This is a genomic window from Planobispora longispora, assembly GCF_016863135.1.
Lineage (GTDB): Bacteria > Actinomycetota > Actinomycetes > Streptosporangiales > Streptosporangiaceae > Planobispora > Planobispora longispora.
Genome location: NZ_BOOH01000023.1, coordinates 339,827 through 365,663, shown reverse-complemented (window position 1 = coordinate 365,663; position 25,837 = coordinate 339,827). Strand labels below are relative to the sequence as shown.

At 72.7% G+C, this 25,837-nt stretch carries 22 protein-coding genes; 10 read left to right on the top strand and 12 right to left on the bottom strand.

Annotated elements, in window-relative coordinates; all coding sequences use genetic code 11:
* Positions 1-61: 61 nt before the first annotated feature.
* Positions 62-415: a putative quinol monooxygenase gene (locus Plo01_RS17475; RefSeq protein ID WP_203891639.1), complete on the bottom strand. Its 354-nt coding sequence runs from the start codon at positions 413-415 to the stop codon at positions 62-64.
* Positions 416-519: 104 nt separating this feature from the next.
* On the opposite strand from Plo01_RS17475, the gene pdxR reads away from it, so the two are divergent.
* Entirely contained in the window at positions 520-1,998 is a 1,479-nt protein-coding gene (gene pdxR, locus Plo01_RS17470) for a MocR-like pyridoxine biosynthesis transcription factor PdxR (RefSeq protein ID WP_203891638.1), read from the top strand.
* A gap of 72 nt (positions 1,999-2,070) precedes the next feature.
* Positions 2,071-3,078 (top strand): adenosine deaminase, encoded by a 1,008-nt coding sequence (add, locus tag Plo01_RS17465; protein WP_203891637.1) that lies wholly within the window; start codon positions 2,071-2,073, stop codon positions 3,076-3,078.
* Between the two features lie 109 nt (positions 3,079-3,187).
* On the opposite strand, the gene Plo01_RS17460 is transcribed toward add, so the two are convergent.
* Positions 3,188-3,595 (bottom strand): nuclear transport factor 2 family protein, encoded by a 408-nt coding sequence (locus tag Plo01_RS17460; RefSeq protein WP_203891636.1) that lies wholly within the window; start codon positions 3,593-3,595, stop codon positions 3,188-3,190.
* A 60-nt stretch (positions 3,596-3,655) separates the two neighbouring features.
* On the opposite strand from Plo01_RS17460, the gene Plo01_RS17455 reads away from it, so the two are divergent.
* The gene (locus Plo01_RS17455) at positions 3,656-4,228 is read left to right on the top strand and encodes a TetR/AcrR family transcriptional regulator (RefSeq protein ID WP_203891635.1); all 573 of its coding nucleotides are present in this window, start codon (positions 3,656-3,658) and stop codon (positions 4,226-4,228) included.
* Positions 4,229-4,356: 128 nt separating this feature from the next.
* On the opposite strand, the gene Plo01_RS17450 is transcribed toward Plo01_RS17455, so the two are convergent.
* Both Plo01_RS17450 and Plo01_RS17445 read right to left on the bottom strand, forming a co-directional pair.
* Positions 4,357-6,222 carry a S8 family serine peptidase gene (locus Plo01_RS17450; protein ID WP_203891634.1) on the bottom strand — a complete coding sequence of 622 codons (1,866 nt, stop codon included), beginning with the start codon at positions 6,220-6,222 and terminating at the stop codon, positions 4,357-4,359.
* 293 nt (positions 6,223-6,515) lie between these two features.
* A complete protein-coding gene (locus tag Plo01_RS17445) occupies positions 6,516-8,162 on the bottom strand; it encodes a phospholipase A2 (RefSeq protein WP_203891633.1) in 1,647 nt (548 codons plus the stop codon).
* A gap of 19 nt (positions 8,163-8,181) precedes the next feature.
* Between Plo01_RS17445 and Plo01_RS17440 the strand changes: the two genes are divergently transcribed.
* Complete coding sequence (locus Plo01_RS17440) at positions 8,182-8,667, top strand: hypothetical protein (protein ID WP_203891632.1); 486 nt, start codon at positions 8,182-8,184, stop codon at positions 8,665-8,667.
* Positions 8,668-8,817: 150 nt separating this feature from the next.
* Here Plo01_RS17440 and pgl read toward each other — a convergent pair whose 3' ends face one another.
* The 6 genes from pgl to tkt all read right to left on the bottom strand — a co-directional run bounded on the left by pgl (position 8,818) and on the right by tkt (position 17,052).
* Positions 8,818-9,591 carry a 6-phosphogluconolactonase gene (gene pgl, locus Plo01_RS17435; RefSeq protein WP_203891631.1) on the bottom strand — a complete coding sequence of 258 codons (774 nt, stop codon included), beginning with the start codon at positions 9,589-9,591 and terminating at the stop codon, positions 8,818-8,820.
* 75 nt (positions 9,592-9,666) lie between these two features.
* On the bottom strand, positions 9,667-10,578 hold the full coding sequence (gene opcA / locus Plo01_RS17430; RefSeq protein ID WP_203891630.1) for a glucose-6-phosphate dehydrogenase assembly protein OpcA: 912 nt from the start codon (positions 10,576-10,578) through the stop codon (positions 9,667-9,669).
* Positions 10,579-10,612: 34 nt separating this feature from the next.
* Positions 10,613-12,277 (bottom strand): glucose-6-phosphate dehydrogenase, encoded by a 1,665-nt coding sequence (gene zwf, locus Plo01_RS17425; protein WP_239316510.1) that lies wholly within the window; start codon positions 12,275-12,277, stop codon positions 10,613-10,615.
* Positions 12,277-13,908 (bottom strand): phosphoglucose isomerase-related protein, encoded by a 1,632-nt coding sequence (locus Plo01_RS17420; RefSeq protein ID WP_203891629.1) that lies wholly within the window; start codon positions 13,906-13,908, stop codon positions 12,277-12,279. Before Plo01_RS17420 ends, zwf begins: the two co-directional genes overlap by 1 nt.
* A 4-nt stretch (positions 13,909-13,912) precedes the next feature.
* A complete protein-coding gene (gene tal, locus Plo01_RS17415; protein WP_203891628.1) occupies positions 13,913-15,016 on the bottom strand; it encodes a transaldolase in 1,104 nt (367 codons plus the stop codon).
* A gap of 2 nt (positions 15,017-15,018) precedes the next feature.
* The gene (gene tkt, locus Plo01_RS17410) at positions 15,019-17,052 is read right to left on the bottom strand and encodes a transketolase (protein ID WP_239316530.1); all 2,034 of its coding nucleotides are present in this window, start codon (positions 17,050-17,052) and stop codon (positions 15,019-15,021) included.
* A 415-nt stretch (positions 17,053-17,467) separates the two neighbouring features.
* Between tkt and Plo01_RS17405 the strand changes: the two genes are divergently transcribed.
* Together Plo01_RS17405 and Plo01_RS17400 are read left to right on the top strand one after the other, a co-directional pair.
* Complete coding sequence (locus tag Plo01_RS17405; protein ID WP_203891626.1) at positions 17,468-18,445, top strand: heme o synthase; 978 nt, start codon at positions 17,468-17,470, stop codon at positions 18,443-18,445.
* A 151-nt stretch (positions 18,446-18,596) separates the two neighbouring features.
* Positions 18,597-19,745, top strand: a complete 1,149-nt coding sequence (locus Plo01_RS17400) for a PrsW family intramembrane metalloprotease (RefSeq protein WP_203891625.1) — start codon at positions 18,597-18,599, stop codon at positions 19,743-19,745.
* 70 nt (positions 19,746-19,815) lie between these two features.
* Here the strand turns inward: Plo01_RS17400 and Plo01_RS17395 are convergent, their stop codons facing one another.
* Together Plo01_RS17395 and Plo01_RS17390 are read right to left on the bottom strand one after the other, a co-directional pair.
* On the bottom strand, positions 19,816-20,532 hold the full coding sequence (locus Plo01_RS17395; RefSeq protein WP_203891624.1) for a SanA/YdcF family protein: 717 nt from the start codon (positions 20,530-20,532) through the stop codon (positions 19,816-19,818).
* Between the two features lie 16 nt (positions 20,533-20,548).
* Complete coding sequence (locus Plo01_RS17390) at positions 20,549-21,547, bottom strand: COX15/CtaA family protein (protein ID WP_203891623.1); 999 nt, start codon at positions 21,545-21,547, stop codon at positions 20,549-20,551.
* Positions 21,548-21,707: 160 nt separating this feature from the next.
* Here Plo01_RS17390 and Plo01_RS17385 point away from each other — a divergent pair, with 160 nt between their 5' ends.
* The 4 genes from Plo01_RS17385 (at position 21,708) to Plo01_RS17370 (ending at position 25,819) form a co-directional block, all read left to right on the top strand.
* Positions 21,708-22,940 (top strand): NAD(P)/FAD-dependent oxidoreductase, encoded by a 1,233-nt coding sequence (locus Plo01_RS17385; protein ID WP_239316506.1) that lies wholly within the window; start codon positions 21,708-21,710, stop codon positions 22,938-22,940.
* Positions 22,941-23,016: 76 nt separating this feature from the next.
* Positions 23,017-23,433: a (2Fe-2S)-binding protein gene (locus Plo01_RS17380; protein ID WP_203891622.1), complete on the top strand. Its 417-nt coding sequence runs from the start codon at positions 23,017-23,019 to the stop codon at positions 23,431-23,433.
* Positions 23,430-24,917: an FAD/NAD(P)-dependent oxidoreductase gene (locus Plo01_RS17375; RefSeq protein WP_203891621.1), complete on the top strand. Its 1,488-nt coding sequence runs from the start codon at positions 23,430-23,432 to the stop codon at positions 24,915-24,917. The genes Plo01_RS17380 and Plo01_RS17375 overlap by 4 nt, the downstream gene beginning before the upstream one ends.
* A 5-nt stretch (positions 24,918-24,922) precedes the next feature.
* Positions 24,923-25,819, top strand: a complete 897-nt coding sequence (locus tag Plo01_RS17370) for a dihydrodipicolinate synthase family protein (protein ID WP_203891620.1) — start codon at positions 24,923-24,925, stop codon at positions 25,817-25,819.
* Positions 25,820-25,837 lie beyond the last annotated feature (18 nt).

Sequence of the window (25,837 nt, the reverse complement as noted above, 5' to 3'; positions counted from 1 at the left end):
CGGCGGCTACCGGCTCGCCGGGCACGAGCGGCAGCCGCCGATCGCCCCCGAGCCGGTCCCGTCAGTCGAGGAAGTGAACCTCAAGGCCGCCGTCGAGCAGGTCGGCGGTCTGGGCGATGAAATCGGTGATATGCGGGGACTTCAGGTTCTCGGCGTGGTCCTCGGGACGGCGCCACACCTCGTAGAACCAGAAGCGGGCGGGCTCTCCCACCTCCGTGTGGAGGTCGTAGGTCAGGCAGCCCGGCGCCCGGCGGGTCGGTGCGACCAGGGCGGTCAGGGCGTCGCGCAGGGCGGCTTCCCGACCGTCCTTCGCGCGCATCCGCGCGATGACCGTCAAGGGGGACGTCGTCGATGCCGTCGTCGATGCCGTCGTCGATGCCGTCGTCGATGCCGTCGTTGTCGTCGTCGATGTCATGGAGAGCTCCTCGGTGATCCTCAGTGATCTTCAGGGATACGGGCCCCGGAACAGGGCCGATCCAGAGGCTAGGGCGAACTGGTCCGGTGATACAGTCCACTTGCATGCCGCCAAACCGGGCCAATCGCATCACCGGTCTCCTCCTGGAAGTGCCCGACGACGGGCGGGCGCTGCACGAGCGCCTGACGGCCGCGATCAGAGGCGCCATCCTGACGGGCCGCCTCGGCCCCGGCGACGCGCTGCCCCCGAGCCGGGCGCTCGCGGAGGAGCTGAGCTGCTCGCGCTGGGTCGTCAACGAGGCGTACGGACAGCTCGTCGCCGAAGGGCACCTCACGGCGCGGCAGGGGTCGGGCACGCGGGTGGCGCCGGACGTGCCGGCGCGACCGGCCGTCCCGCCGGCCGTACCCTCCGTGCGGGCGCCCTCCGCGGTCGTGGCCGATCTGCGGCCGGGAGCACCCGACGTGGCGCGGTTCCCCGCCGCGGCCTGGAGCCGGGCGACGCATCACGTCCTCATGGCCGGCGGGGGCCCGGACGTGTTTCCCCCGGCCGAGGGCGTGCGGCGGTTGCGTGAGGTCGTATCCGGCTACCTGGGACGGACCCGGGGGGTGGCGGTCTCGCCCGAGGAGGTGGTCATCACCTGCGGCACCACACACGCGGTGGGGCTGCTGGCGGGCGTCCTGGCCCGGCGCTCCGCGTCGCTGCTGGCGGTGGAGGATCCCGGCTGGAGGCGGTTCGACGACGCGGCCGTCCACGCGGGGCTGGCGATCGAGCCGGTGGCCGTCGACGGCGAGGGCATCGACGTCGGGCGGTTACGGCGGACCGGCCCGGACGCGGTGCTCTGCTCGCCCGCCCACCAGTTCCCCACCGGCGCCGCGCTGTCGGCCGGACGGCGGCGGGCGCTGCTGGCGTGGGCGGCGGAGCGCTCGGCCGTCGTGCTGGAGGACGACTACGACGCCGAATTCCGGTACGACCGCAAGCCGATCGGAGCGCTGGCGGCCCTCGACCGGGACAACGTCGCCTACCTCGGCTCCGTGAGCAAGACCCTGCACCCGGGCCTGCGGATGGGATGGATGGTTCCTCCCGCGCGCCTGAGAGACCCGGTGACCGAGGCCCTCGGAAGGTCGGGCGCGGGCCCCGGCGTGTTCGACCAGCTGGCGCTCGCCCGGCTCATCGACGCCGGAGACTACGACAGGCACCTGCGCCGCGCCCGCGCGCTGTACCGCGAGCGCCGGGAGGCGGTGCTCACGGCCCTGCGAGGCCACTCCGTCATCCGCGACGCCGGTCCCGTCGGAGGGATCGCCGCGGGGCTGCACCTGGTGCTCCCCCTGCCGCCCGGCCATGACGACCGCGATGTCGCCGACCGCCTGGAGCGCCGGGGCGTGCTCGTGATGCCTCTGTCGCGCTACGCCCGCCGCCGCCTCCGGCCCGCCCTGGTCATCGGGTACGGCCGGCTCTCGCCGGCTCGGGCGGCCTTCGCCGCGGCGGAGATCGCGGCGGCACTCGAAAGCCGGGCGCGGTCCTCGCCCCGGCCGTCTTCATCGTCGGCGGTGCGGATTGTTCCTCCCCGGCAGGGAGGCGATTAAAATTTACATTCTAATGTTATATTCGAGCTGAATCTCTATCGCCACTGGCAGGAGACGCCTAGGGTCGGCGGCATGACGATCCACGCGTTCATCGACGCCCTCCCCAAGGTCGAGCTCCACGTCCATCTGATCGGCTCCGCCTCCGTGCCGACCGTGCTGGAGCTGTCCCGACGCCACCCCGGCAGCCGCGTGCCGACCACCGAGGAGGAGTTGCGGGCGTTCTACGTCTTCCGCGATTTCGCGGATTTCGCCCGGGTCTACGGGGCGGTCAACGCGCTGGTCCGCGAGCCCGAGGACGTGGCGACCCTGGTGACCGGCCTGGCCAGGGACCTGGCCGGGCAGAACGGGCGCTATGTCGAGGTGACGGTCACGCCGTACGCCCACCACGTCGTCGGCATGCCGATGCGGGCCGTCACCGAGGCGCTGGACATCGCCGCCCGCCGCTCGCTCGACGAGCACGGCGTCCGGATCGGCTACATCTTCGACATCCCCGGCGAGTACGGCGCCGAGGCCGCCCGGATCACCCTGGACCACGCCCTCCAGGAACCTCCCCAGGCATTGGTAGCTTTCGGCCTGGCCGGGATCGAGCAGGAGCGCGTGCGCCACCGCGACGCCTTCCGGGACGCCTTCCGCGCCGCCACGGCCGCCGGTCTGCACAGCGTCCCGCACGCGGGGGAGATGACCGGCCCCGAGACCGTCTGGGAGGTCGTCGACCACCTCGGCGCCGAGCGCATCGGCCACGGCATCTCCTGCCTGGACGACCCCCGCCTGGTGGCGCGCCTGCGCGAGACGCAGATCCCCCTGGACGTCTGCCCCACCTCCAACGTGTGCACCGGCCAGGTCGCCGACATCAAGGAGCACCCGCTCCCGCGCCTGCTGGAAGAGGGCCTGTTCGTCACCCTCAACAGCGACGACCCGCCCATGTTCGCCACCACGCTGACCGACGAGTACCGCGTGGCCGCCGACGTCCTCGGCCTCGACCGCGCCGCCCTGGCCGCCCTGGCCCGCAACGCCGTCACCGCCTCCTACCTCGACCCCGGGGCCAAGCAGGCCCTCCTCGCCGAGATCGACGCGCTCTGAGCGGCGGGCCCGTCCCGGAACCGGGACGCGCCCCGCGGGCGGACGCGGCCCAGAGCCTGAATGTGGACGCCGGTACGGCTCAGAGCCTGAATGCGGACGCCGGTACGGCTCAGAGCCCGAGCGCCGACAGCACCCGCCGCAGATCCCAGTACGCGCGCACCGAGACGATCCGCCCGTCGCCGCCGACCCGGTAGACGAAGACGCCGTCGTAGTCCGCCCGGGCGCCGCCGGGGAACCGGATCGCCACCGAGGCCGTGACCGCGGCCTCGTCGCCCGCGGGATGCACGGCCGTGACGTCGAACCGGACGTCGTTGGGGGCGACGGTGAGCTCCCAGAACCGTTCGAGATCCTCCCTCCCTTTCAGCCCGTTCCCCCCGGGGTCCAGCGGCGAGCCGCCGACCGGGTCGTGGAGCACGGCGTCGGGGGCGTAACAGGCGAGCCAGGCGGCCCGGTCGCCGGCGCCGACCGCCTCCATCGCGGCGAGCGCGGCGACGGCCGCCGGGTGGGTGCTGCTCATGGGTTCTCCTCCGCCGGATCGTGTGCTTGACGCGTGTCAAGCTAGGGCTATGCTTGACACGTGTCAAGTACGCGACTGCGCATCCTCGGGGCCGCCGAACGGCTGATCATCGACCGCGGCACCGGGTTCACGATGGCCGACGTGGCCCGCGAGACCGGAGTTTCCCGCCAGGCGGTCTACCTCCACTTCACCTCAAGGGCGAGCCTGTTCATGGCCCTCGTGCGGAACATGGACGAGGCCGACGGCATCCGCCCGCGCTGTGAGCGGGCCCTGGCCGCGCCCGACCCCGCCGAGGCGCTGCGCGCCTTCCTGCTCGCCTGGCTCCGCTACGCGGACAGGATCCGTCCCGTCGCCTCGGCGCTGCTGGCCTCCCGCCGCGATGACCTCGACACCGCCGCCGCCTGGGACGACCGCATGGGCGAACTCCGCGAGGGCTTCCTGACGGCCACCCGCAGGCTCGGCGCCGCCGGCCTGCTCCGCCCCGGCCTGGATCCGGAGACCGCCGCCGACCTCGCCTGGGCGATGACCTCCGTCCCCGTCTGGGAGCAGCTCACGGTCGACCGCGGAATGAGCGCCCGCGACGCCGAGCACCGCCTGACCGAGGCCGTCACCGCCGCCCTGACCGGCGGCTGACCCGCCCCGCGCCCTCACGGGAGCGGCGGCTGCTGCTGCGGCCCGCCGGCCGGGAGGTTGAGCTGCGCCAGCCCGCTCTGGAACTCGACGACCCACTCCGCGGTCTCCTTGCTCATGACCGCTGACGCCTAGAGCGCCAGCATCCACCCGTAGATGGCACCTGTGTCGCCCGCCGCGACGTCCTCGACGCGGAGCCTCCACGTCCCGTTCGCCGGTGAAGCACTCGTGCTCACCCGGTAGGTCTCGTGGATGATGTCTTCGCCGTCCTTGGGCGCCGGCACCCGCAGCGGGTAGACCTTGCCGTCCGGCCCGATCAGGTCGATCTTCAGATCGCCCCGCCAGGTGTGATGGATGTCGACGTAGACCATTACGACGGCCGGCGCGTTACCGGAGATCCCGTCCACCACGGTGGGCGACTCCACGGTGCCCCGGTCGGGGATGTCGTAGGAGGTCCGGTTGTCGAACTGGGAGAACATCAACGACCACCCGAAGATGTACCCCTTGTTGCCTCCCTTGACGTCCTGGACACGGAGTTTCCAGACTCCCGCCGCCACTGAGGAGCTGGCGTTCACCTGGTAGGTCTCGTGGATGACGTCTCCGCCGTCCTGGGCGTTCACCACCCTCAGCGGGTAGGCCCTGCCGCCCGGAGCGATCAGGTCGATCTTCAGGTCACCCCGCCAGGCGTGATGCACGTCGACGTAGACCCTGAGGGTGGCCGACGCGTTGCCGGGGACGCCGTCCACCTGGACCGATGACTCCGCGGTGCCCGGATCGGGGATGTCGTAGGAGGTCCAGTTGCCGAAGGTGGCAGGGGGCGTCGGCTCCGGCCCGGGTCCCGCGCCCAGGGCCGCGTCGTCGAGCTGGAGCCGCGGAGTGGTGGCACCCGTATAGGCGATGGCCTTACCGGTGGTCTTCATCGCCGTCTCCAGCTCCGCGACGGTTTTACCGGGGAAGGCCTGGCGAAGTACGGCGAAGGCCCCGGCCACATGCGGAGCGGCCATCGAGGTGCCGCTCAGCGGCGCCCATCCGCCGCCGGGCACCGAGGAGACGATCGCCGTCCCGGGGGCGAACACGTCCAGCAGCGGGCCGCGATTGCTGAAGCCGGACACCTCGTCCTGGCCGGTGGTGCTGCCCACCGTGACCGCCGAGGACACGCAGGCGGGCGCGTTCACCGCGTCGCCGAACCCGTCGTTCCCGGCCGCCACCACCGTGGCCACCCCGGCCGCCAGAAGATCGTCGATGGCCTGCTTGCGCGGGTCCCCGTCGCACGGCGCGGTGTACCGGCCCCCGCCCAGGCTCAGGTTGGCCGCCACCACCGGTGTCCCGGCCTCCTTGAGCTGCAGGACCTTGTCCAGTCCCGCCAGCTGGGCACTGGTGAAGCTCAGCACGCACGACGCGACTCCGGGTCCGCAGAAGTCCTCCGACTCGAACTTGCTGAACACCTGGATCGCGGCGATCTCGGCCGCGGGGGCGACACCGGCCGCCGGGGCTCCGGCCAGATCCTGGCCGTTGCCGGCCACGATCCCGGCCACGTGCGTCCCGTGGTCGCAGTCGAGGGCCGCGTCCGCGCACGGCCCGCTCTCCGCGTTCGCCGACCCCGGTCCCTCCTGCTGGTCGGCGCCGTTGGGGCAGAGGCTGGAGGCGAAGTAGTCGGGGTCGGAGGGTGAGAAGCACGCCTCGGCGACCACCCGGCCCCGGAGGAAGGGGTGGTTGACGGCGACGCCGGTGTCCAGCACGGCCACCACGCTCCCCACGCCGGTCATGCCCGCCTCCCGGAGCCGATCCCCGCCGATCAGGGAGACGCTCTCGGTCAGCACCGGCGGCACCGGCCGGTCCTCCGTCACGCTCACCACCCCGGGCAGGCCGGCCAGCCGCTCCAGCGCCGCCTCGTCGACGCGCAAGGTGACCACCGGCAGCCGGGACAACCTCTGCAGCACCTGACCGGAGCTCGCCGCGTCCGGCATGTCCTTCCGGGTCTCGGTGACCACGTTCACCCTGACCTTGCCACCGCCGGCGACCCGCTTCCGTAACTCCGGATCCACCTGCGGTGGCGCCGGGAGGGTCCGCTCATTCGTGCTTGCCGACGCGGCGTTGACCGGCGCGCTTGCGATTGGTGTGATTCCTGTGACCGCCAGCGTCACGACGACGCAGGAGATGATCAATTTCTTCATTGCACGTCCGCCTAAAAGCGAAGAGATCCATGTGCGCGCCGGCGCGCGAGCAGCGTGGGCCGGACGGCGGGCCTGCCCGCCGTCCGGCCGTCACGCTCAGGCGTGGTTCAGCGGGGTCAGGTGTCGATCGGGGTCTTGTCCGCACCGTTCTTGGGATTGCCCCGCGCCTTGACCGCTTTCCAGTAGGTGTACGCGTAGCTCCTGCAGAGGGACCTCCTGGCCGATCCGGAGTACGCGGAGCAGGTGTAATCGCGCAGCGTGACGTAGAACAGGCCGTCCACATCGAGCTTGCGGCCGATGTCGAGCCAGCGGATGTAGTGCCTGTAGACGTTGCCGATCAGCCCGTAACCGTAGTCGTGCATGTCGCAGGCCGAGCGGAAGTCGAAGCCCGACGGCCGGTCCAGAGCCCACGTGCAGTGGTCGTATTTGATGCCCACGACCCAGTAGCCGGTGGGGAGCCGCTTCCAGGCCGGTTTCCTCCAGCCGTAGTGCGCCACCCAGGCCGCGTAGCATTCGGCCCTGGTGTACCACAGCCAGGTCGCGGCGTAGTAGCAGGCCCGGGGGTTGGCCTGCGGGCCGGAGATGTCGCCCGGGAGGAAATCGCCCGGAGCCGGTCCGGTGGCGTCGGGGGCGGGGTCCGGAAGGGGACTGCCGGGGACCGGCCGCCCGGGATCGGTCGAGGTCACGGTGGGAGCCGCGGTGCCCGTCGCGAAGGACAGCTCCCAGCCGCCCTGGTTCCGCGAGTTGATCGACGTCAGGCGCCCGATCGCGTCGTAGGCGTAGGTCGCCTGGGGGGAGGCGTCCGTGCTGGGGTTGGTCATGGTGCGCAGCAGGCCGGACGGGTCGTACCCGTAGCGGGCCACGGTCTGCGGGGCCGTGGGGCCGGAAGTGAGCGTGATCTCCTTGAGCCGGCCCGCGTAGTCGCCGAACGAGGTGGCGGTGGCGGTGGTCGCCGTGGCGTAGTGGACCGTCAGCAGTGCTTCGGGGGTCTCACCGGAGGCCGGTTCCCTGATGGTGCTGACCCGTCCCTGGGAGTCGTAACCCACCGATGAGGCGCCGTAGGCGGTGTTGCCGAGGCCCGTCACCCTCCAGGCGTCGGCGCTCTGCAGGCCGTCCAGCCGGTTCCAGCTGTAGGTGAGGTTGAGGGCCGCCGAACTGAGCGGAGCGCCGCCGGCGTCGGTGAAGGTGTCGTCGCCCTCCTCCGGCTGCTGGTCGCCGAGGTTCATCGCGATCGTCTCGGAGATCGAGGTGCGCATCGCCCCGGCCGCCGAATCCCAGCGGGTCGTCTCGGTGACCTTGGACCCGTCGGGGGCCTCGTACCGCTGGACACCGCCGCCGCCGGGGAACGAGACGCTGCTGCGCAGCCCGTAGCGGACGGTCTCCCCCTCGGCGAGGTCGGTGACGAGGATGGCGCCGCTCTGGACCTCCAGCTTCCGGCTGATCGCCCCGCCGAGGAACTCCGCCTGCCAGCCCGGCCCGAAGACCGAGAGGTCGGGACGGGAGCCGGGGGCCGACTGCGGACGGGCCAGGCCGCCGTCCACGACGATCACACCGTGCTTGCGGCCGATCAGACCGGCCGACACGTCGGTTTCGCTGATCTTGAAGGTGTTGGTGTCGGAGAAGTACTGACCGGGACCGACCTGCTGGACCGGGACCGGGTCCGGCTCCTCGGCGGTGGAGGCGGACGCTGAGGCGGATGTCGCCGGGGATAACAGGGGGAGCAGGGCCACTGCGACGGCAGTGGTGATCGCTAATCGGCGCACGTGCGGCTCCTCGGGGGGGGTGAGCGAGGTGATCACCTGGAAAGTAAGTGATCACGGATTGCTCTACAAGGACCCTCAACAAAGATCACCGACAGTGATCATTTATGGCGGGATCGGGCCGTCGATGCATCGATCCAATGCGGATGGGCGGCTAATCGAATTCGCGGCCCCCACCTTTGCGCTGTGGTTTTCCGGCCCGGTGCGCAGTGTGGACGGGCGGGCACGGCGTGATTGTCTTCCCACTTCAGGCGGGCGCCTGGTCGTTTCTGTCCTGTTGTGCCATGGGGACTCGGCGAATTCCGGAATGTGGTACGACCGATTTTCCGTGAAGCCCGGTACGGTCACTCGCCGCTGTTTCGGTCCCGATGTCGCGGCGAGTATTCTCATCGATTTTTCCCGGGACGGCTTGCCGGAAGGGATTTTTTATTCCTGCTCCAGATTGCTCCGGCCGCTGTCGTCGCCTGCCGCCGGGATCCATTCCGCCAGGTGGGGCGCCGATGCTTGATCCTGACCATGTACCAGGGCCGGGCCGCCGCGATGGCGGCCCGGCACGGCCGCTCATCGGCGGACGCCGGTTCCGTCCGCGCCTTCGGCACGGTCCAGCAGGTGTGGAACGACATGGGCGACCAGCCCCGAGCGGGGCCGGCCGTCCAGGTCAGGGGGAGGAGATCCGGCCGAGGGAGGCGGGGATCTTGGCGGCGGAACCGCGGTCCAGCAGGAACAGGGTGCGCTGGCGGCCGCGGGCGCCCGCCGCCGGTACCTGCACCGGGCCGGAGTCCGACAGCGCCAGCCGTACGGCGCCCGCCTTGTCCGCGCCCGCCGCGACCACCCACACCTCACGCGCGGCCTGGATCACCGGGAGCGTCAGCGAGATCCGGGTGGGCGGCGGCTTGGGGGAGCCGTGCACCGCCACCACCGGGCGGGTGTCGTACAGCGCAGGCATCTCCGGGAACAGCGACGCGACGTGGGCGTCCGGGCCCATGCCCAGCAGCAGCACGTCGAAGGAGGGCGCCGGGCCGTGATCCTCGGGGCGGGCCGCGCGGCGCAGCTCCTCGGCGTAGGCGTCGGCGGACTCCTCGGCCGTCATCCCCGCGTCGGGGCCGCGCATCACGTGCACGCGCGCGGGATCGACGTCGACGTGGTCGAGCAGGGCCTTGCGGGCGCCGGTCTCGTTGCGCTCGGCGTCACCCGAGGGCAGGAAACGCTCGTCACCCCACCAGATGTCCAGGTTGCGCCAGTCGACGGCGTCGCGGGCCGGGCTGGCGGCGATCTCGGCCAGCGTGGCGATGCCCACGGTCCCGCCGGTCAGGACCAGCGAGGCCGATCCCTTGGCCGACTGGGCGTCGACGAGCCGGGTGATCACCCGGGCGGCGACGGCCTTGGCGAGCATGTCGGCGTCGCGGTGGACGACGACGTTGGGAACACTCACAGCACGCTCTTTCTCACATCGTGGGGTTCGGGGGAGGGAGCGTCCCGGGGGCCGGCCCGCGAGACGCTCCCCGGGTCATCCCTTGTGGCTGCGGGCGACCCGCCGGATCGCGGCCTCGTAGACCTCGTCCGGGTCCAGCCGGCGCAGCTCCTCGGCGATCAGCTCCGAGGTCGGCCGCCGGGCCAGGGCGACCTGGCGGTCCGGCTGCCCCGGGCGGGACAGCGTGGCCAGCCGGGCGTCCGAGCGGGTGATCGTGACGTCGCCGGCGGCCGTGGAGAGCGTCACCCTGGTCAGGCCGGGGCCGGGGGAGTCGGCGACCTTCACCGGGGCGCCCAGCCGCTCGCCGAGCCAGGCGGCCAGCAGCGGGGCGCTGGGGTGGCCGGCCGCGGCCTCCACGACGCCCTTCTTGACCTTGCCCACCGGCTGGTCGAACGCGGCGGCCAGCAGGCTCCGCCACGGGGTCAGCCGGGTCCAGGCCAGGTCGGTGTCGCCGGGGACGTAGCTCCGGGCGCGGCCCGCGATCGCCTTCACCGGCTCGGCCGCCGGGCGGGCGTCGACGATCCGGCGCTGGGCGAGCACGCCGACGGAGTCCTTGGCCGGGACGTCCGGGGAGTGCCGCGGCCACCAGACCACCACCGGCGTGTCGGTGAGCAGCAGCGGGCTGACCACCGAGTCGGCGTGCTCGGTCAGCTCGCCGTACAGGCGCAGCAGGATGACCTCGCCGGGCGTGGACTCGCCGACGCGCAGCTCGGCGTCGAGCCGGTTGGGCTCGGCCGGGTCGCGGCCGATGACGACGAGGATCCGGGAGGGGTGCTCCCGGGCGGCCTCGGTCGCGGCGCGCACCGCGTCGTACTGCTCGCCCTCGTCGCAGACCACCACCAGCGTCAGCACCATGCCCACCGCGGGGCTGCCCATCTGGTGGCGCAGGTGGGTGAGCTGGGCGGAGATCTTCGAGGCGGTCGTGTCGCTGAGCATGAAGCTCGTCATCGCCGCGCCCTCCAGCCGAGCGTGAAGCCCGTCATCACAGCCTCCTCCAGACGCGCCCGTCGCGGGCCATCATCTCGTCGGCCGAGGCAGGGCCCCAGCTGCCCGCGGGATAGTCCTCCGGCACGCCCTGGGAGGCCCAGAACTCCTCGATCGGATCGAGGATCTTCCACGACAGCTCCACCTCCCGCTGGTGCGGGAAGAGCGGCGGGTCACCGATCATCACGTCCAGCAGGAGCCGTTCGTACGCCTCCGGGGAGGACTCCATGAACGACTCGCCGTAGGCGAAGTCCATCGAGACGTCCCTGACCTCCATCGCGGTGCCCGGAACCTTGGAGCCGAACCGCACCGTGATGCCCTCGTCCGGCTGGACCCTGACCACCAGCGCGTTGTGCCCGAGGATCTCGGTGTCGTCCTTGCTGAACGGCAGGTGCGGCGCCTTCTGGAACACCACGGCGACCTCGGTCACCCGGCGGCCCAGCCGCTTGCCGGTGCGCAGGTAGAACGGGACCCCGGCCCAGCGGCGGTTGGCGATCTCCAGTTTGATGGCGGCGTAGGTCTCGGTGATGGAGTCGGAGGGGATGCCCTCCTCCTGGGCGTAGCCGACGACCGGCTGGCCGCCCTGCCAGCCGGTGGCGTAGCGCCCGCGCGCCGTGGAGCGCGCCAGGTCCTGCGGGAGCTGCACCGCCTTGAGGACCTTCTCCTTCTCCCGGCGCAGCGAGTCGGCGTCGAAGGAGGTCGGATCCTCCATCCCCACCAGCGCCAGCAGCTGGAGCAGGTGGTTCTGGATCACGTCGCGGGCCGCGCCGATGCCGTCGTAGTAGCCGGCCCGGCCGCCGATGCCGATGTCCTCGGCCATCGTGATCTGGACGTGGTCGACGTATCCGCGGTTCCAGATCGGCTCGAACAGGTTGTTGGCGAACCGCAGCGCCAGGATGTTCTGGACGGTCTCCTTGCCCAGGTAGTGGTCGATGCGGAACACCGAGCTCTCCGGGAAGACCGCGCTGGTGATCGCGTTGAGCTCGTGGGCGCTCTTCAGGTCGTGCCCGAACGGCTTCTCGATCACCACGCGGCGCCAGGCCCCCTCCGGGCCGTGCGCCAGGTCGGTCCGCTTGAGCTGCTGGACCACGACCGGGAAGAACTTCGGCGGCACCGACAGGTAGAAGCCGTAGTTGCCGCCGGTGCCCCGGGTCTCGTCGATCTCCTTGAGCATCATCGCCAGCGCGTCGAACGCGCCGTCGTCGGTGAACTCCCCGGGGCAGAAGAAGATGCCCTCCGACAGCTGCTTCCAGACCTCCTCGCGGAACGGCGTGCGCGCGTGCTGCTTGACCGCGTCGTACGTGAGCTGCGCGAAGTCCTGATCGCGCCACTCGCGGCGGGCGAACCCGACCAGAGAGAAGCCCGGGGGCAGCAGCCCCCGGTTGGCCAGATCGTAGATCGCCGGGAGCAGTTTCTTGCGCGCCAGGTCACCGGTCACGCCGAACAGCACCAGCACGCACGGCCCCGCCACGCGGGGCAGGCGCTTGTCCCGCGGGTCGCGCAGCGGGTTGGCGGCCACGGCCGCCTCGGTGATGGCGGTGGTCGCGACGGACGCCGCGACGGACGCGGACTCCTCGGCGGAGCCGGTGACCGCGGTGACCGCGGTCCCTCCGGCGCGCGTCTTTCCCGCAGTCCCCGTCGTCCCCGGGCTTCCCTCGGTCATCAGAGCTCCCGCGCTGCCGCGAGCAGGTGCGCGACCCCGGCCGCGCGGTCGGTCAGGTGCAGCCGTACGGCCGGACGGTCGCGCTTGACCAGGGCGCCCTGGTCGCCGAGCGCCTGGGCGAGCTGGAGCCGGCCCAGGGTGTACGGCTTGCCCGGGACCTCCAGGTCGCTCTCGTTGGCCCCGGTGATCTGCAGGAACACGCCGTTCTGCGGCCCGCCCTTGTGATACTGGCCGGTGGAGTGCAGGAACCGGGGACCCCACCCGAAGGTGACGGGCCGGTCGGTCCTGACCGCGAGCAGGCTGCGCAGGGTGACCGGGTCGGCCGCGCTCCAGGCGTCGGTCATGTCGTCGAAGGAGGCGCCGTCGGCCACGGGTGCGTCGAAGGCCGCCTCCCGGTCGAGGTAGGCCATGATCGCCAGGTAGCCGTTCTCCGGGATGGCCTCCAGCACCCTGGTGAGCGCCTCCCGCAGGTCCTTGGCGCCCTCGGCCTCGGCGCCGTACACCTCGACGGGCCCGTCGACCAGGGCGGGCGTGCCGGCCGGGAGGTCGCCGGCGGCCAGCAGCGCGCCGGTGTTCTCCTTGGACTCGGTCACGTTCGGCTGGTTGAACGGGTCGATCTCGAGGACCCGGCCGGCGATCGCCGTGGCGTACTCCCAGATGAGGAACTGGGCGCCCAGCGGGCCGCCGACCGTCACGGCGCCGCCGGACTCGATCCCGACGACCAGCTCGTCGTCGGTCTCGTTCGGGTCGGCCCCGACGACCGGCAGGATGCCCTTGGCGGACTTCCCGGTGGACTCGGCGACCAGCTGCTCGATCCAGTCGGGCAGGCCGGTGATCTCCGACATGCTGTCCTCGAGGACGAGCTTGTCGCGCCCGGCGAGCGCGGCGGCGCCCAGGGCGGCGCCCAGGTCCAGGCCGGGGTTGCCCTCGGCCTGGGCGAGCAGCGGGCGCACCTCGGCGGCGTCGTCGAGGAGCTTCTCGACGTCGGCCCCGGCCAGGGCGCTGGGCACCAGGCCGAACGCCGACAGGGCGCTGTAGCGGCCTCCGACGTTGGGGTCGGCCAGGATGACCGGGTAGCCGGCCTCGATGGCGGCCTGCTCCAGCGGCGAGCCGGGGTCGGTGACCACGACGATCCGGTCGGCCGGGTCGATCCCGGCGTCGCGGAAGGCCTTCTCGTAGACCCGCCGGTGGCTGTCGGTCTCGACGGTGCCGCCGCTCTTGCTGGCCACCACGACGACGGTGCGGTCGAGCCGGTCGGCCAGGGCGCGGCGGACCTGCCCCGGGTCGGTGGTGTCGAGCACGGTCAGCGGCACGTCCGCGGTGTTGCAGATGACCTCGGGCGCGAGGGACGAGCCGCCCATGCCCGCCAGGACCACGTGGTCCAGGCCTTCGGCGCGGGCCCGCTCGACCAGCTTGCCGATCTCCGGGAGCAGCTCCCTGCTGGTGAGGGGGAGGTTGAGCCAGCCGAGGCGGACGGCCGCCTCGGCGCGGGCGTCCTCGCCCCACAGCGCCGGGTCGCCGTTCGACAGGGCCTCGTGGACCCCGGCGGAGACGAGCCGCTGGATCGTCTCCGCGGTCTGCTCGGCCAGGCGCTCCTCGGCGATCGTCACATACGTGGGCGTCGCAGCCATGTCGTCACGCCTTCCGGAGCTCGGCGGCGACGGTGGCCAGGAGCTCGTTCCAGGACGCCTCGAACTTCTCGACGCCCTCCTCCTCCAGCACGCGCACCACGTCGTCGTAGTCGATGCCGGCGTCCTTGAGCGCGGCCATGCTGTTCCAGGCCTGCTCGTAGGAGCCGCGGACGGTGTCGCCGGTGATCTTGCCGTGGTCGGCGACGGCGTCGAGGGTCTTCTCCGGCATGGTGTTGACCGTGCCCGGGGCGACCAGCTCGTCGACGTAGAGGGTGTCGGGGTAGCTGGGGTCCTTGGTGCCGGTGGAGGCCCACAGCGGGCGCTGGGGACGGGCCCCGGCGGCCTGCAGCGCCTGCCAGCGCGGCGAGCCCACGACCTCCTCGAAGGCGGCGTAGGCCAGCTGCGCGTTGGCGACCGCGGCCTTGCCCTTGAGCGCCGCGGCCTCCGGGGAGCCGATCTTGTCCAGACGCTTGTCGATCTCGGTGTCGACGCGGCTGACGAAGAAGGAGGCCACCGACTCGATCGCGGACAGGTCCAGGCCGGCCGCCTTGGCCTGCTCCAGACCGGCCAGCCAGGCGTCCATCACCGCGCGGTAGCGCTCCAGGGAGAAGATCAGCGTGACGTTGACGCTGATGCCCTCCGCGAGGGCCCGGGTGATCGCCGGCAGGCCCTCGACGGTCGCCGGGATCTTGATCATCAGGTTGGGCCGGTCGACCATCCACCACAGCGCGCGGGCCTCGGCGATCGTCTTGTCGGTCTCCCGGGCCAGGCGCGGGTCCACCTCGAGGGAGACGCGGCCGTCGATGCCGCCGGTGGCGTCGTAGACGGGGCGCAGAACGTCGGCGGCCCAGCGGATGTCGTAGGTGGTGATGGCCCGGACGGCCTCCTCCACCTCGACGCCGCGGACGGCCAGGTCGTGCAGCTGGGTGGTGTAGGCGTCGCCCTTGCTCAGCGCGGAGGCGAAGATCGTCGGGTTGGAGGTGACGCCGACCACGCCCTTCTCGCGGATCAGGGTCTCCAGGTTGCCGGTGCGCAGGCGCTCGCGGCTGATGTCGTCCAGCCAGACGGACACGCCGTGCCCGGAAAGGTTCTTGATGATCTCGCTCATGCTCAGTTTCCCGTCGTCTCGCCCTTGTCGGCCCCGGTCTTGGCCAGGCTGCCCTTGGCCGCGGCGACCACCCGCTCGGCGGTGAGGCCGAACTGCTCGAACAGGGTCTTGTAAGGAGCCGACGCGCCGAAGTGCTCCAGGCTCACCACTACCCCTTCGTCACCGACGAACTCCCGCCAGCCCAGTGCGATTCCCGCCTCGACGGCGACGCGCGCCCGCACCGCCGGGGGCAGCACGGTCTGCCGGTAGGCGGAGTCCTGGGCCTGGAACCACTCGACGCACGGCATCGACACGACCCGGGTGGGGATGCCCTCGGCCTCCAGGATCTCGCGGGCCTTGACGGCCAGCTCGACCTCGGAGCCGGTGCCGATCAGGAGCACCTTGGGCTGGCCGTCGGAGGCGTCCTGCAGGATGTAGCCGCCCTTGGCGACCTTGCAGGCGTCCGCGGTGCCCTCGTAGACCGGCAGGTTCTGCCGGGTCAGCGCCAGCGCGGCGGGACGGTCGGTGTGCTCCAGCACGACCCGCCAGGCGGCGGCGGTCTCGTTGGCGTCGGCCGGGCGGACCACGTCGAGGCCGGGGATCGCGCGCAGCGCCCACAGGTGCTCGACCGGCTGGTGGGTGGGGCCGTCCTCGCCCAGGCCGATCGAGTCGTGCGTCCAGACGTAGGTGACCGGCAGCTTCATCAGCGCCGCGAGCCGTACGGCGGGGCGCATGTAGTCGCTGAAGACCAGGAACGTGCCGCCGTAGGGGCGGGTGCCGCCGTGCAGGGCGATGCCGTTGAGGATCGAGCCCATGCCGTGCTCGCGGATGCCGAAGTGCAGCGTCCGGCCGTACGGCCCGCCGGGGAACTCCTTGGTCTGGAACTCCTCGGGGATGAAGGACGGCTCGCCCTTCATCGTGGTGTTGTTGGACTCGGCCAGGTCGGCCGAGCCGCCCCACAGCTCGGGCAGGACCGGCGCGAGCGCGTTGAGCACCTCGCCGGAGGCCTTGCGGGTGGCGACGGACGACCCCGTCTCGAAGGTCGGCAGCGCCTTGCACCAGCCCTCGGGGAACTCCCGCCGGGAGATCCGGTCGAACTCGGCGGCGCGCTCGGGGTTGGCCGCCCGCCAGCGCTCGTAGGCGGTGTCCCACTCGGCGCGGGCGGCGCGGCCCCGCTGCACGACCTGGCGGGCGTGCTCCAGCACCGCGTCCGGGACGTTGAAGGACTTCTCCGGGTCCATGCCCATGATCTTCTTGGTCGCGACGATCTCCGCCTCGCCCAGCGCCGCACCGTGGATCTTGCCGGTGTTCTGCTTGTTCGGCGCGGGCCAGCCGATGACGGTGCGCAGCCGGATGAAGGACGGCTTGTCGGTCACCCGGCGGGCGGCCTCCAGGGCCTCGTTCAGCGCCTGGACGTCCTCGACGTACTCGCCGGTCTGGGTCCAGTCGACCGTCTGGACGTGCCAGCCGTACGCCTCGTAGCGCTTGACGACGTCCTCGCTCAGCGCGATCTGGGTGTCGTCCTCGATGGAGATGTGGTTGCTGTCGAAGAGGACGACGAGGTTGCCCAGCTTCTGGTGACCGGCCAGGGCGCTGACCTCGTGGCTGATGCCCTCCTCGATGTCACCCTCGGAGGCGAAGCACCAGATCATGTGGTCGAACGGGCTGGCGCCGGGCTCGGCGTCCGGGTCGAACAGGCCGCGCTCGCGGCGGGCCGCCATCGCCATGCCGACCGCGTTGCCGATGCCCTGGCCGAGCGGGCCGGTGGTGGTCTCGACCCCGGCCGTGTGGCCGTGCTCCGGATGACCGGGGGTCAGGCTGTCCCACTGCCGCAGCATCTCCAGGTCGTGCAGGGTCAGGCCGTACCCCGACAGGTAGAGCTGGATGTAGAGGGTCAGGCTGGTGTGCCCGCAGGACAGCACGAACCGGTCCCTGCCCGCCCACGTGGGGTCGGAGGGGTCGTGCCGCATCGTGCGCTGGAAAAGCAGGTATGCGGCGGGGGCCAGGCTCATCGCGGTGCCGGGGTGACCCGATCCCGCCTTCTCTACCGCGTCCATCGCCAGGGCCCGGACGACGTCGACCGCCTGTCGGTCGAGGTCGCTCCATTCGAGGGCTGGCACGAGTTCGCTGCTCAAGTGCTCGATCTCCGGATCTAGTTGTAATGGTGCCGTTGGTGTGGCATTTCCCGCCCACACCGGACCCTAACGGTTCGGCCCGCTCGCCGTGGCGCAAGGTCCGGCAGGCGAGTCGCCGGGAGTTATCAGGAGTGAGAAGAGAGTGGACGAACCACCCCATACGGGATGACGTGCCGGGTGATTGCGCCCCCGTGCCGGGACCGGCCCCGGGTGCAACTACAGTGAGGACCACGAAATGCCGACCATGGAGCCGGATGACGCCCGCATACCGTTCGCATCCCGGACCTGTCTGATCAGAGGTTACGCGTTGACCCCGCACGTGCAGGAAGCGCCGTAGATGGTGCTGACCGACAAGCAACCGACGGCCGAGCAGCCGAAGGCCCCGTTCGCGAGGTCTGAGGAGGACGCGGCGGAGAACGCCGCGCCGCGCTCCTTCGGCGAGGTCGTGAAGGCCTACGTCGCCCTGACCAAGCCGCGGATCATCGAGCTGCTGCTGATCACGACGCTGCCGGTGATGTTCCTGGCGGCCAAGGGGCTGCCGCCGCTGTGGACCGCCGTCAACACGCTGGTGTTCGGCACGCTCTCGGCGGGCAGCGCGAACGCGCTGAACTGCTACGTCGACCGCGACATCGACGCGAGGATGCGCCGCACCCGCCGCCGCCCGCTGGCCCGCGCGCAGGTCCCGCCGGTCAACGCGCTGATCTTCGGCCTCGTCCTCGGCGTGCTGTCGACCCTCGGCCTCGGGCTCACGGTCAACTGGCTCGCCGCCGGCCTCTCGCTGGCCGCGAACCTGTTCTACGTCCTCGTCTACTCGATGATCCTCAAGCGGCGCACCGCCCAGAACATCGTGTGGGGCGGGCTCGCCGGCTGCATGCCGGTGCTGATCGGCTGGGCCGGCGTCACCGGCAGCCTCGACTGGGCCCCGGTGGTGCTGTTCGGCGTGGTGTTCTTCTGGACGCCCCCGCACACCTGGACCCTCGCCATGCGCTACAAGGAGGACTACGCCGCGGCGAAGGTCCCCATGCTCCCGGTGGTCGCCACCGAGCGCCGCGTGGTGCTGGAGAGCATCGCCTACACCTGGGCGACCGTCGCCTGCTCGCTGCTGCTGTGGCCGATCGCGGGCACCACCGCGCTCTACCCGGCGGTGGCCGCCGTCCTCGGCGCGGTCTGCCTGTGGGAGGCCCACGCGCTGCTGACCCGCCTCAACGCCGGCAAGACCGGGGTCGACCTGCGCCCGATGCGCTTCTTCCACTGGTCGAACGCCTACCTGGCGCTGCTCTTCCTCGCCGTGGCGATCGACTCCATGCTGGTCTGAGCGGTTCCGCGCCGCTCCGAGTCGTTCCATGCCGCTCCGAGCCGCTCCGGACTGCTCCGAGCGGCTCTCCGGAGCCGTCTCCCGAGGCGCCCCGGCGCCGGGGAGAGTGGGGCGAGGGGACACGCGCGCGGCGATCGGTTACGGTTTCTCCATGTCGAGCCGTGATCCCCGATGGGTGTTCAAGGACCGCCCCTCCGTCGGGCTGATCTCCGGGCTCGTCGTGACCGGGTTGTGCGCGCTGGTGTCGTTCTCCTTCGACGTGCTCAACGGCGACCCGGTGTTCTTCTTCATCGCGCTGGCGCTGGCGCTCGCCCCGGTCCCGGTGCTGCTGGCGGCGGTGCTCGCGCTGGACCGCATGGAGCCCGAGCCCCGCAGCAACCTGATCTTCGCCTTCGGCTGGGGCGCGGGCGTGGCCGTCCTGGTGGCCGGCGTCATCAACACGCTCAACCTGGTCTATCTCGGGCAGGCCGACCTGATCGGCGAGGCCGACGCGCGCAACGTCGCCGCGACCTTCGGCGCGCCGGTGGTCGAGGAGACGATGAAAGGGCTGGTCCTGCTCGGCCTGCTGCGGTTCAAGCGGGCGGAGCTGGACGGCCCCACCGACGGCATCATCTACGCGAGCATGGTCGGCCTCGGCTTCGCGATGAGCGAGAACGTCAGCTACTACGTGTCCGCACTCGACGAGATGGGCGCGCAGGGACTGGCGGTGACCGTCGTGCTGAGGGGGATCCTGTCGCCGTTCGCTCACCCCCTGTTCACCTCGATGATCGGCATCGCGGTGGCCTACACCGCGCAGCGGCACGGCCCCGGCCGGGTCGGCGTGATCGCGGCGGGCTGGATCGGCGCGATGCTGCTGCACGGCATCTGGAACGGCTTCGCCTCCTACGCGGGCTTCCCCGGGCTGGCCGTCGCCTACCTGCTGCTGATGATCGTGCTGTTCTCGATGATCGGGATCATCTTCCAGGACCGCCGGCGCATCGTCGGCCTGATCCACGCCTACCTGCCCGCCTACCAGCCGACCGGCCTGGTCGCGCCGTACGACCTCCACATGCTCGCCTCGCTGCCCGGCCGCAGGCAGGCCCGCAAATGGGCGATGACGTACGGCGGGCGGCCCGGCCTGCGGGCGATGAGCGACTACCAGCTGGCCGCCACCGAGCTCGGCCTGCTCCACGAGCGCGCCGCGCGCCACGTGATCGACGAGCGCACGTTCAACGACGAGCAGCACGCCCTGCTGGCGTGCATGGCCGAGGCCCGCCGCAACTTCCCCGTCCAGGGGCAGGGCACCCAGTTCCCCGGCTGAGGGCCCGCGTTCCCCGGCCGGGGGTCCGCCGTCTCCGGGACCCCCGCCCTCCGGAGGGCGGGCCGGGGGCTCAGCCCTCCGGCCGGAGCGCGGCGTCCAGGGTCGTCTCGCGGGGGCCGGGGAAGACGGGGGTGGAGTCCAGGACCACCGAGTCCATGAACCCCTTCGTCGCGGCGACGAACTCGCGGGCCGCGTAGGCGTAGGTGGCGGCGGCCCACTGCTTGGTGGAGTCGTCGCCCACGCCGTGCGTCTCCAGGCCCGCCGCGCGGCACAGCGCCACGGCCCGGGGCAGGTGGAAGAGCTGGGTGACCACGGTCACCCGGGTGGCTCCGAACACGTCGCGGGCCCGGATGCAGGAGTCCCAGGTGTCGAAGCCCGCGTAGTCCAGGACCAGCGCCCGGGCGGGGACGCCGCGCGCGATCAGGTAGTCCCGCATCACGGTCGGCTCGTCGTAGTCCTTCCTGCTGTTGTCGCCAGAGAGCAGGATCGCCCGGACCCTGCCCGCCTGGTACAGCTGGGCGGAGATGTCCAGCCGCCGGGCCAGCATGGGCGTGGGGGAGGCGCCGCGGACGCCCGCGCCGAGCACGAGCGCCGCCGGGGCCTCGGGCACCTCGGAGATCCAGCCGGGGGAGGAGTCGGCGACCGTACGGTGCCCGGCGCTGGACAGCCAGGCCCAGGTGAGCGGGAGGATCGCCAGCACGCTCAGGAGCACCACCGCCTGGAAGGAGCGCCGGAGGGCCTTCCGGGAGAGTGAGGGCGCCGGGAGTTTCCAGGGGAGGGAGGGCATCGGATTATTATGGCCGCTAGACCGGAACTGTGTCTAGTTTGTCCGAATTTTCGGCCGACTGCTCCAGGGGGCCCCTGACCCGCATCGCGGACACCACCCGCAGCGTGCAGATCCACACGAGCGTCGAGCCGAGCACGTGCAGGCCGACGAGGAAGGCTGGCACCGCCAGGAAGTACTGGACGTAACCGATGACCCCCTGCGCCAGCTCCACGCCCATCAGCGTCAGCGCCGCCCGCCGGGCCGGCCCCGGCGCGTCGGTCACGTGCAGCGCGAACAGCAGCGCGAACGTCAGGCCGACCACCAGGTAGGCGACGTCGGCGTGGATCCTGGCCACGGTCTCGATGTCGAAGGGGAAGCGGGAGGCCAGATCGTCGCCGGAGTGGGGACCCGTGCCGGTCACCACCATGCCCGCGACGATGAGCAGGAGCACCGCGCCAACCAGGACGTAGCCGAGGGTGCGGAGGTCGCGGTGGACCAGCCGCTGCGGCGGCCCGTCACCCTCCCCGGCCCGGGCGTGCAGCGCGCAGGCCGCGGCCATCATGCCGACGGAGAACAGGAAGTGCACGCTCACGGTGACCGGGTGGAGCAGGGTGTGCACCACCACGCCGCCCCAGAGCGCCTGGACGGCCACGCCGTACGGCTGGAGCCAGGCCAGGCGGACCAGGCCGCGGCGGCGGGACGGCAGCCGCCGCGCGGCGATCACGCAGGCGACCGCCACGGCCAGCACCAGGAAGGTCAGCAGCCGGTTGCCGAACTCGATCACCGTGTTGACCGGCGAGATGCCTTCGTGGGCGGCCGGGACGAAACTGTCCGGGGTGCACTGGGGCCAGGTCGGGCAGCCCAGCCCGGACTTGGTCACCCGCACCACCGCGCCCGTCACCGTGATCCCGGCGTTGACGACGATCGCGGCCAGGGCCCACCACCGCATGGTCTCCGGCGTGGGCGACCACACGCTGCGGAACAGGGTCGCGACAGGGTTGCGGGAACGGTCGAGGAGCTGCGTCACGGGTCTCATCGTAGGTGGCGGGGGCGGCGGTCCCGTCGCTGCCCTGCCGCCGTCCCGCTGTGCCATGACCGCCGCCCCGCCGCGTCGTGACCGGGCCATTGATCCACGCAGAAGTATGTGACATTTTACAGGGGTCGGCATTGCGGAATCGCGGCGTCGCGGAATCGAGGTGGCCGTGCCGGACATCGTGGTCGTCGGCGCCGGGATCATCGGCGCCGCGTGCGCCCACTACGCGGCGCGGGCCGGGCTGGACGTGGCCGTGGTGGACCGGGGCCCCGTCGCGGGCGGCACGACCGGCGCGGGAGAGGGCAACGTCCTCGTCTCCGACAAGGAACCCGGCCCCGAACTCGATCTCGCGCTCCTGTCCAACCGGCTCTGGCGCGAACTGGCGGCCTCCCCGGACGGGGACGGCGGCCGGGACGGGACCGGAGCGGCGGGAGGATCCGGGGGCGGGACCGGGCCCGAGGGCGGGGGCGGCTTCGAGTTCGAGGAGAAGGGCGGCCTGGTGGTCGCCGAGAACGCGCGGGTGCTGCGTGAGCTCACGGCCTTCGCGGACCTCGCAGGAAAGCACGGCGTCGAGCATGTCGCGGTCACCGCGGACGGTCTGCGCGACTACGAGCCCCACCTGGCCGCGGACCTGGCGGGAGGCGTGTTCTACCCGCAGGACGCCCAGGTCCAGCCCATGCTGGCCGCCGCGCGGCTGCTCCGCCGGGGCGCCGAGCGGTTCGGCGGCGGCGCCCCGGCCCTGCGCACCGGCGTCACCGTCACCGGGTTCCTGCGCGACGGCGACCGCGTGACGGGCGTGCGGACCGACCGCGGCGACATCCTCGCCGGGGCCGTCGTCAACGCCGCCGGGACGTGGGGCGGCGAGCTCGCGGCGCTGGCCGGGGCGCGGGTGCCGATCCTGCCCCGGCGCGGGTTCGTCCTGGTCACCGAGCCGCTCGACCGGCCGCTGGTCAGGCACAAGGTCTACACCGCCGCCTACGTCACCGCCGTGGCCAGCGACTCCGCGGGCCTGGAGACCTCCGCGGTGGTGGAGGGCACCCCGGCGGGGACGGTGCTCATCGGGGCCAGCCGCGAGCGGACCGGTTTCGACCGGACCCTCTCCGTGCCGGTGCTCGGCAGGCTCGCCGCCCAGGCCGTCGCGCTCTTCCCCGCCCTGGCCGAGCGCCGGGCGATCCGGGCCTACTGCGGCTTCCGCCCCTACTGCCCCGACCATCTCCCGGTGATCGGCGAGGATCCCCGGGCCCCCGGCCTCTACCACGCCTGCGGTCACGAGGGCGCGGGCATCGGCCTGGCCCCGGCCACCGGCCATCTGATCGCCCAGCTCCTGACCGGGCACCGCCCCGATCTGGACCTCACCCCCTTCCGCCCGGACCGCTTCGAGGAGGGACTCCCATGACTTCCGAGAAGGAACGGCCGCGACGGAGGAACGCCCATGACCCGCGAGGAGGAACGGCCGTGGCGGAGGGACGCCCATGAGCGGCGCGGACGCGACCGCGGACGGCGGAGGCGCGGCTGTGAACCCGGCGCACCGGCTGGTGCGCGCGCGCCCCGAGCCGGAGTTCGCGATCGAGGTGGACGGCGGGACCGTGCCGGTGATCCCCGGCCAGACCATCGGCGCCGCCCTGTACGGCGCGGGCATCCGCTCCTGGCGGACCACCCGGTCCGGCGGCCGTCCCCGCGGGCTGTTCTGCGGCATCGGCGTCTGCTTCGACTGCCTGGTGACGGTCAACGGAGCCCCCTCCCTGCGCGCATGCCTGACCGAGGCGCGCCCCGGAGACCGGGTCTCCACCCGCACCGCCGGGTCGGGAGAGGGGGACGCGGGTCATGCACGGGAGGGGACGCGTTCTCCCGGTGGTGACGGGGCAGGAGAGGGCGGCGTGGGCCGATGACCCCGGACTACGACCTCGCGGTGATCGGCGGCGGGCCCGCCGGGGTGGCGGGCGCGCTGACCGCCGCGCTGGCCGGGCTCGGCGTGGTCCTCATCGACGCCGCCCCGCGCCTCGGCGGCCAGTACTTCCGCCGCCCGGCCCCCGGCTTCCGCGCCGGGCGGCCCGGCGCGCTCCATCACGGCCTCGACCGGTTCACCCGGCAGTGCGAGGACCTCGCCGGGCGGGCGGACGTGCTGACCGGCCACCGCGTCTGGACGGTCGAGCGGGACGGCGGGGCGGTGACCGTACGCTGCCTGGCGGGGGACCGGGAGGAACGGCCCCGCACGGTCACCGCGCGGCGGCTGCTGATCGCCGCCGGCGCGCACGACCGGCCGCTGCCGTTCCCCGGCTGGGACCTGCCCGGCGTGCTCACCCCGGGCGCCGCCCAGGCGCTGCTCAAGGGGGACCTCGTCGTCGCGGGCCGCCGGGTCGTGGTCGCCGGGACCGGGCCGTTCCTGCTCCCGGTCGCCGCCGGGCTGGCCGCCGCGGGGGCCCACGTGCTCGGCGTGCACGAGGCGGGCGGCCGGACCGGCCTGGCCCGGCACCCGTTCCTGGCCGCGGGCAAGCTCGCCGAGGCGTTCGGGTACGGCGCGCGCCTGGCCCGCCACCGGGTGCCCTACCGCGGCCGCCAGGCCGTCGTCGAGGCGCACGGCGACGGCGCCCTGACCCACGTCACGATCGCGGACCTGGACCGGGACTGGAACCCGGTCGCGACCCGCACGGTCGCGTGCGACACCCTCGCCTGCGGCTACGGCTTCGTCGCCCAGCTCGACCTGCCCGTCCAGCTCGGCTGCGCCCTGCGGGCCGACCCCTACGGAGATCTCGCCGTCACCGTGGACGCGGGGATGCGCACCAGCGTGCCCGGCGTCTACGCGGCCGGGGAGACCACCGGCGTCGGCGGCGCCGTGCTGGCCGAGGCCGAGGGGCGGCTCGCGGGCCGGGCCGTCGCCGCCGACCTGGGCCGCCGCGTCCCGCCGGACCCGGTCCTGTCCCGGCGGCGCGACCGCCTGGCCGCCTTCGCCCGGGCGCTGGGGGAGGCCTACCCGGTGCGGCCCGGCTGGCGGGGCTGGCTCCGCGACGACACCCCGGTCTGCCGGTGCGAGGAGGTGCCGCTGGCCGCCGTGCGGGAGGCCCTGGAGCTGGGCGCCACCGACGCGCGTTCGGTCAAGCTGCTGTCCCGCGCGGGGATGGGCTGGTGCCAGGGCCGGATGTGCGGCTACGCCGTCTCCTGCCTGGCGGGCGGCTCCCCGGCCGGCGACGCCCGGGCGGGAGCGGGCGGACAGGGCGGCGGGGAAGCCCGGCCCGGCGCGGGGCCTGCGGCCTTCCACCGTCCGATCGCCCAGCCCGTCCGGCTCGGCGACCTCGCCGGGACGGCCGCCGAACCGCCCCGTCCCGGCCCACCCGGTACTCCTGCCGAAGTGTCTCATCCCCCCACGGAAGGGTGATCCCGATGACCACGACCCGCGCGAAACCCTGGCACGGCGTGATGACGGCGACCGCGCTGCCGTTCGGCGACGATCTCTCCGTCGACCACGACGCCTACGCCGGGCACTGCCGGTGGCTGGTGGACAGCGGCTGCGACGGCGTGGTGCCGAACGGCTCGCTGGGCGAGTACCAGACCCTGACGCCGGAGGAACGGGCCGGGGTGGTGGAGACCGCGGTGGCGGCCGTCGGCGGGGACCGGGTCATGCCGGGGGTCGCCGCGTACGGCGCGCGGGAGGCCCGCCGCTGGGCCGAGCAGGCCCGGGACGCCGGCTGCGGCGCGGTGATGCTGCTCCCGCCGAACGCCTACCCGGCCGACGAGCCGACCGTGATCGAGCACTACCGCGAGGTGGCGCGGGCGGGCCTGCCGGTGGTGGCCTACAACAACCCCTTCGACACCCGGGTGGACCTGACCCCGGCGCTGCTGGCCCGGCTGCACGCCGAGGGCCTGATCGCGGCCGTCAAGGAGTTCAGCGGGGACGTGCGGCGGGCCTATGAGATCGCCGAGCTCGCGCCGGGCCTGGACCTGCTGGCCGGGGCCGACGACGTGCTGCTGGAGCTGGCGGTGGCCGGGGCGGCGGGGTGGGTGGCGGGCTACCCCAACGCGCTGCCCGAGTCCTGCGCGGCGCTCTACCGGGCCGCCACCGCGGGGGACCTGGCGACCGCGCTTCCGCTGTACCGGACGCTGCACCCGCTGCTGCGCTGGGACTCCCGCCCGCGCTTCGTCCAGGCCATCAAGCTCTCCATGGACCTGGCCGGGCGCCGCGGCGGCCCCTGCCGCCCGCCCCGGCTCCCGCTGAGTCCCGGGGACGACGCGGCCGTACGCGCCGCCACCGAGAAGGTCCTCGCCTCGGGCCTGCGCTGAGAACGTCTCCCGGGAGGA

Bases quoted from the DNA above. Each gene is read 5' to 3' on its own strand.
- Plo01_RS17475 (WP_203891639.1), bottom strand. From the start codon at position 415: ATGACATCGACGACGACAACGACGGCATCGACGACGGCATCGACGACG.
- pdxR (WP_203891638.1), top strand. From the start codon at position 520: ATGCCGCCAAACCGGGCCAATCGCATCACCGGTCTCCTCCTGGAAGTG.
- add (WP_203891637.1), top strand. From the start codon at position 2,071: ATGACGATCCACGCGTTCATCGACGCCCTCCCCAAGGTCGAGCTCCAC.
- Plo01_RS17460 (WP_203891636.1), bottom strand. From the start codon at position 3,595: ATGAGCAGCACCCACCCGGCGGCCGTCGCCGCGCTCGCCGCGATGGAG.
- opcA (WP_203891630.1), bottom strand. From the start codon at position 10,578: ATGACGAGCTTCATGCTCAGCGACACGACCGCCTCGAAGATCTCCGCC.
- zwf (WP_239316510.1), bottom strand. From the start codon at position 12,277: ATGACCGAGGGAAGCCCGGGGACGACGGGGACTGCGGGAAAGACGCGC.
- Plo01_RS17420 (WP_203891629.1), bottom strand. From the start codon at position 13,908: ATGGCTGCGACGCCCACGTATGTGACGATCGCCGAGGAGCGCCTGGCC.
- tal (WP_203891628.1), bottom strand. From the start codon at position 15,016: ATGAGCGAGATCATCAAGAACCTTTCCGGGCACGGCGTGTCCGTCTGG.
- tkt (WP_239316530.1), bottom strand. From the start codon at position 17,052: ATGGACGCGGTAGAGAAGGCGGGATCGGGTCACCCCGGCACCGCGATG.
- Plo01_RS17405 (WP_203891626.1), top strand. From the start codon at position 17,468: ATGGTGCTGACCGACAAGCAACCGACGGCCGAGCAGCCGAAGGCCCCG.
- Plo01_RS17400 (WP_203891625.1), top strand. From the start codon at position 18,597: ATGTCGAGCCGTGATCCCCGATGGGTGTTCAAGGACCGCCCCTCCGTC.
- Plo01_RS17395 (WP_203891624.1), bottom strand. From the start codon at position 20,532: ATGCCCTCCCTCCCCTGGAAACTCCCGGCGCCCTCACTCTCCCGGAAG.
- Plo01_RS17390 (WP_203891623.1), bottom strand. From the start codon at position 21,547: ATGAGACCCGTGACGCAGCTCCTCGACCGTTCCCGCAACCCTGTCGCG.
- Plo01_RS17380 (WP_203891622.1), top strand. From the start codon at position 23,017: ATGAGCGGCGCGGACGCGACCGCGGACGGCGGAGGCGCGGCTGTGAAC.
- Plo01_RS17375 (WP_203891621.1), top strand. From the start codon at position 23,430: ATGACCCCGGACTACGACCTCGCGGTGATCGGCGGCGGGCCCGCCGGG.
- Plo01_RS17370 (WP_203891620.1), top strand. From the start codon at position 24,923: ATGACCACGACCCGCGCGAAACCCTGGCACGGCGTGATGACGGCGACC.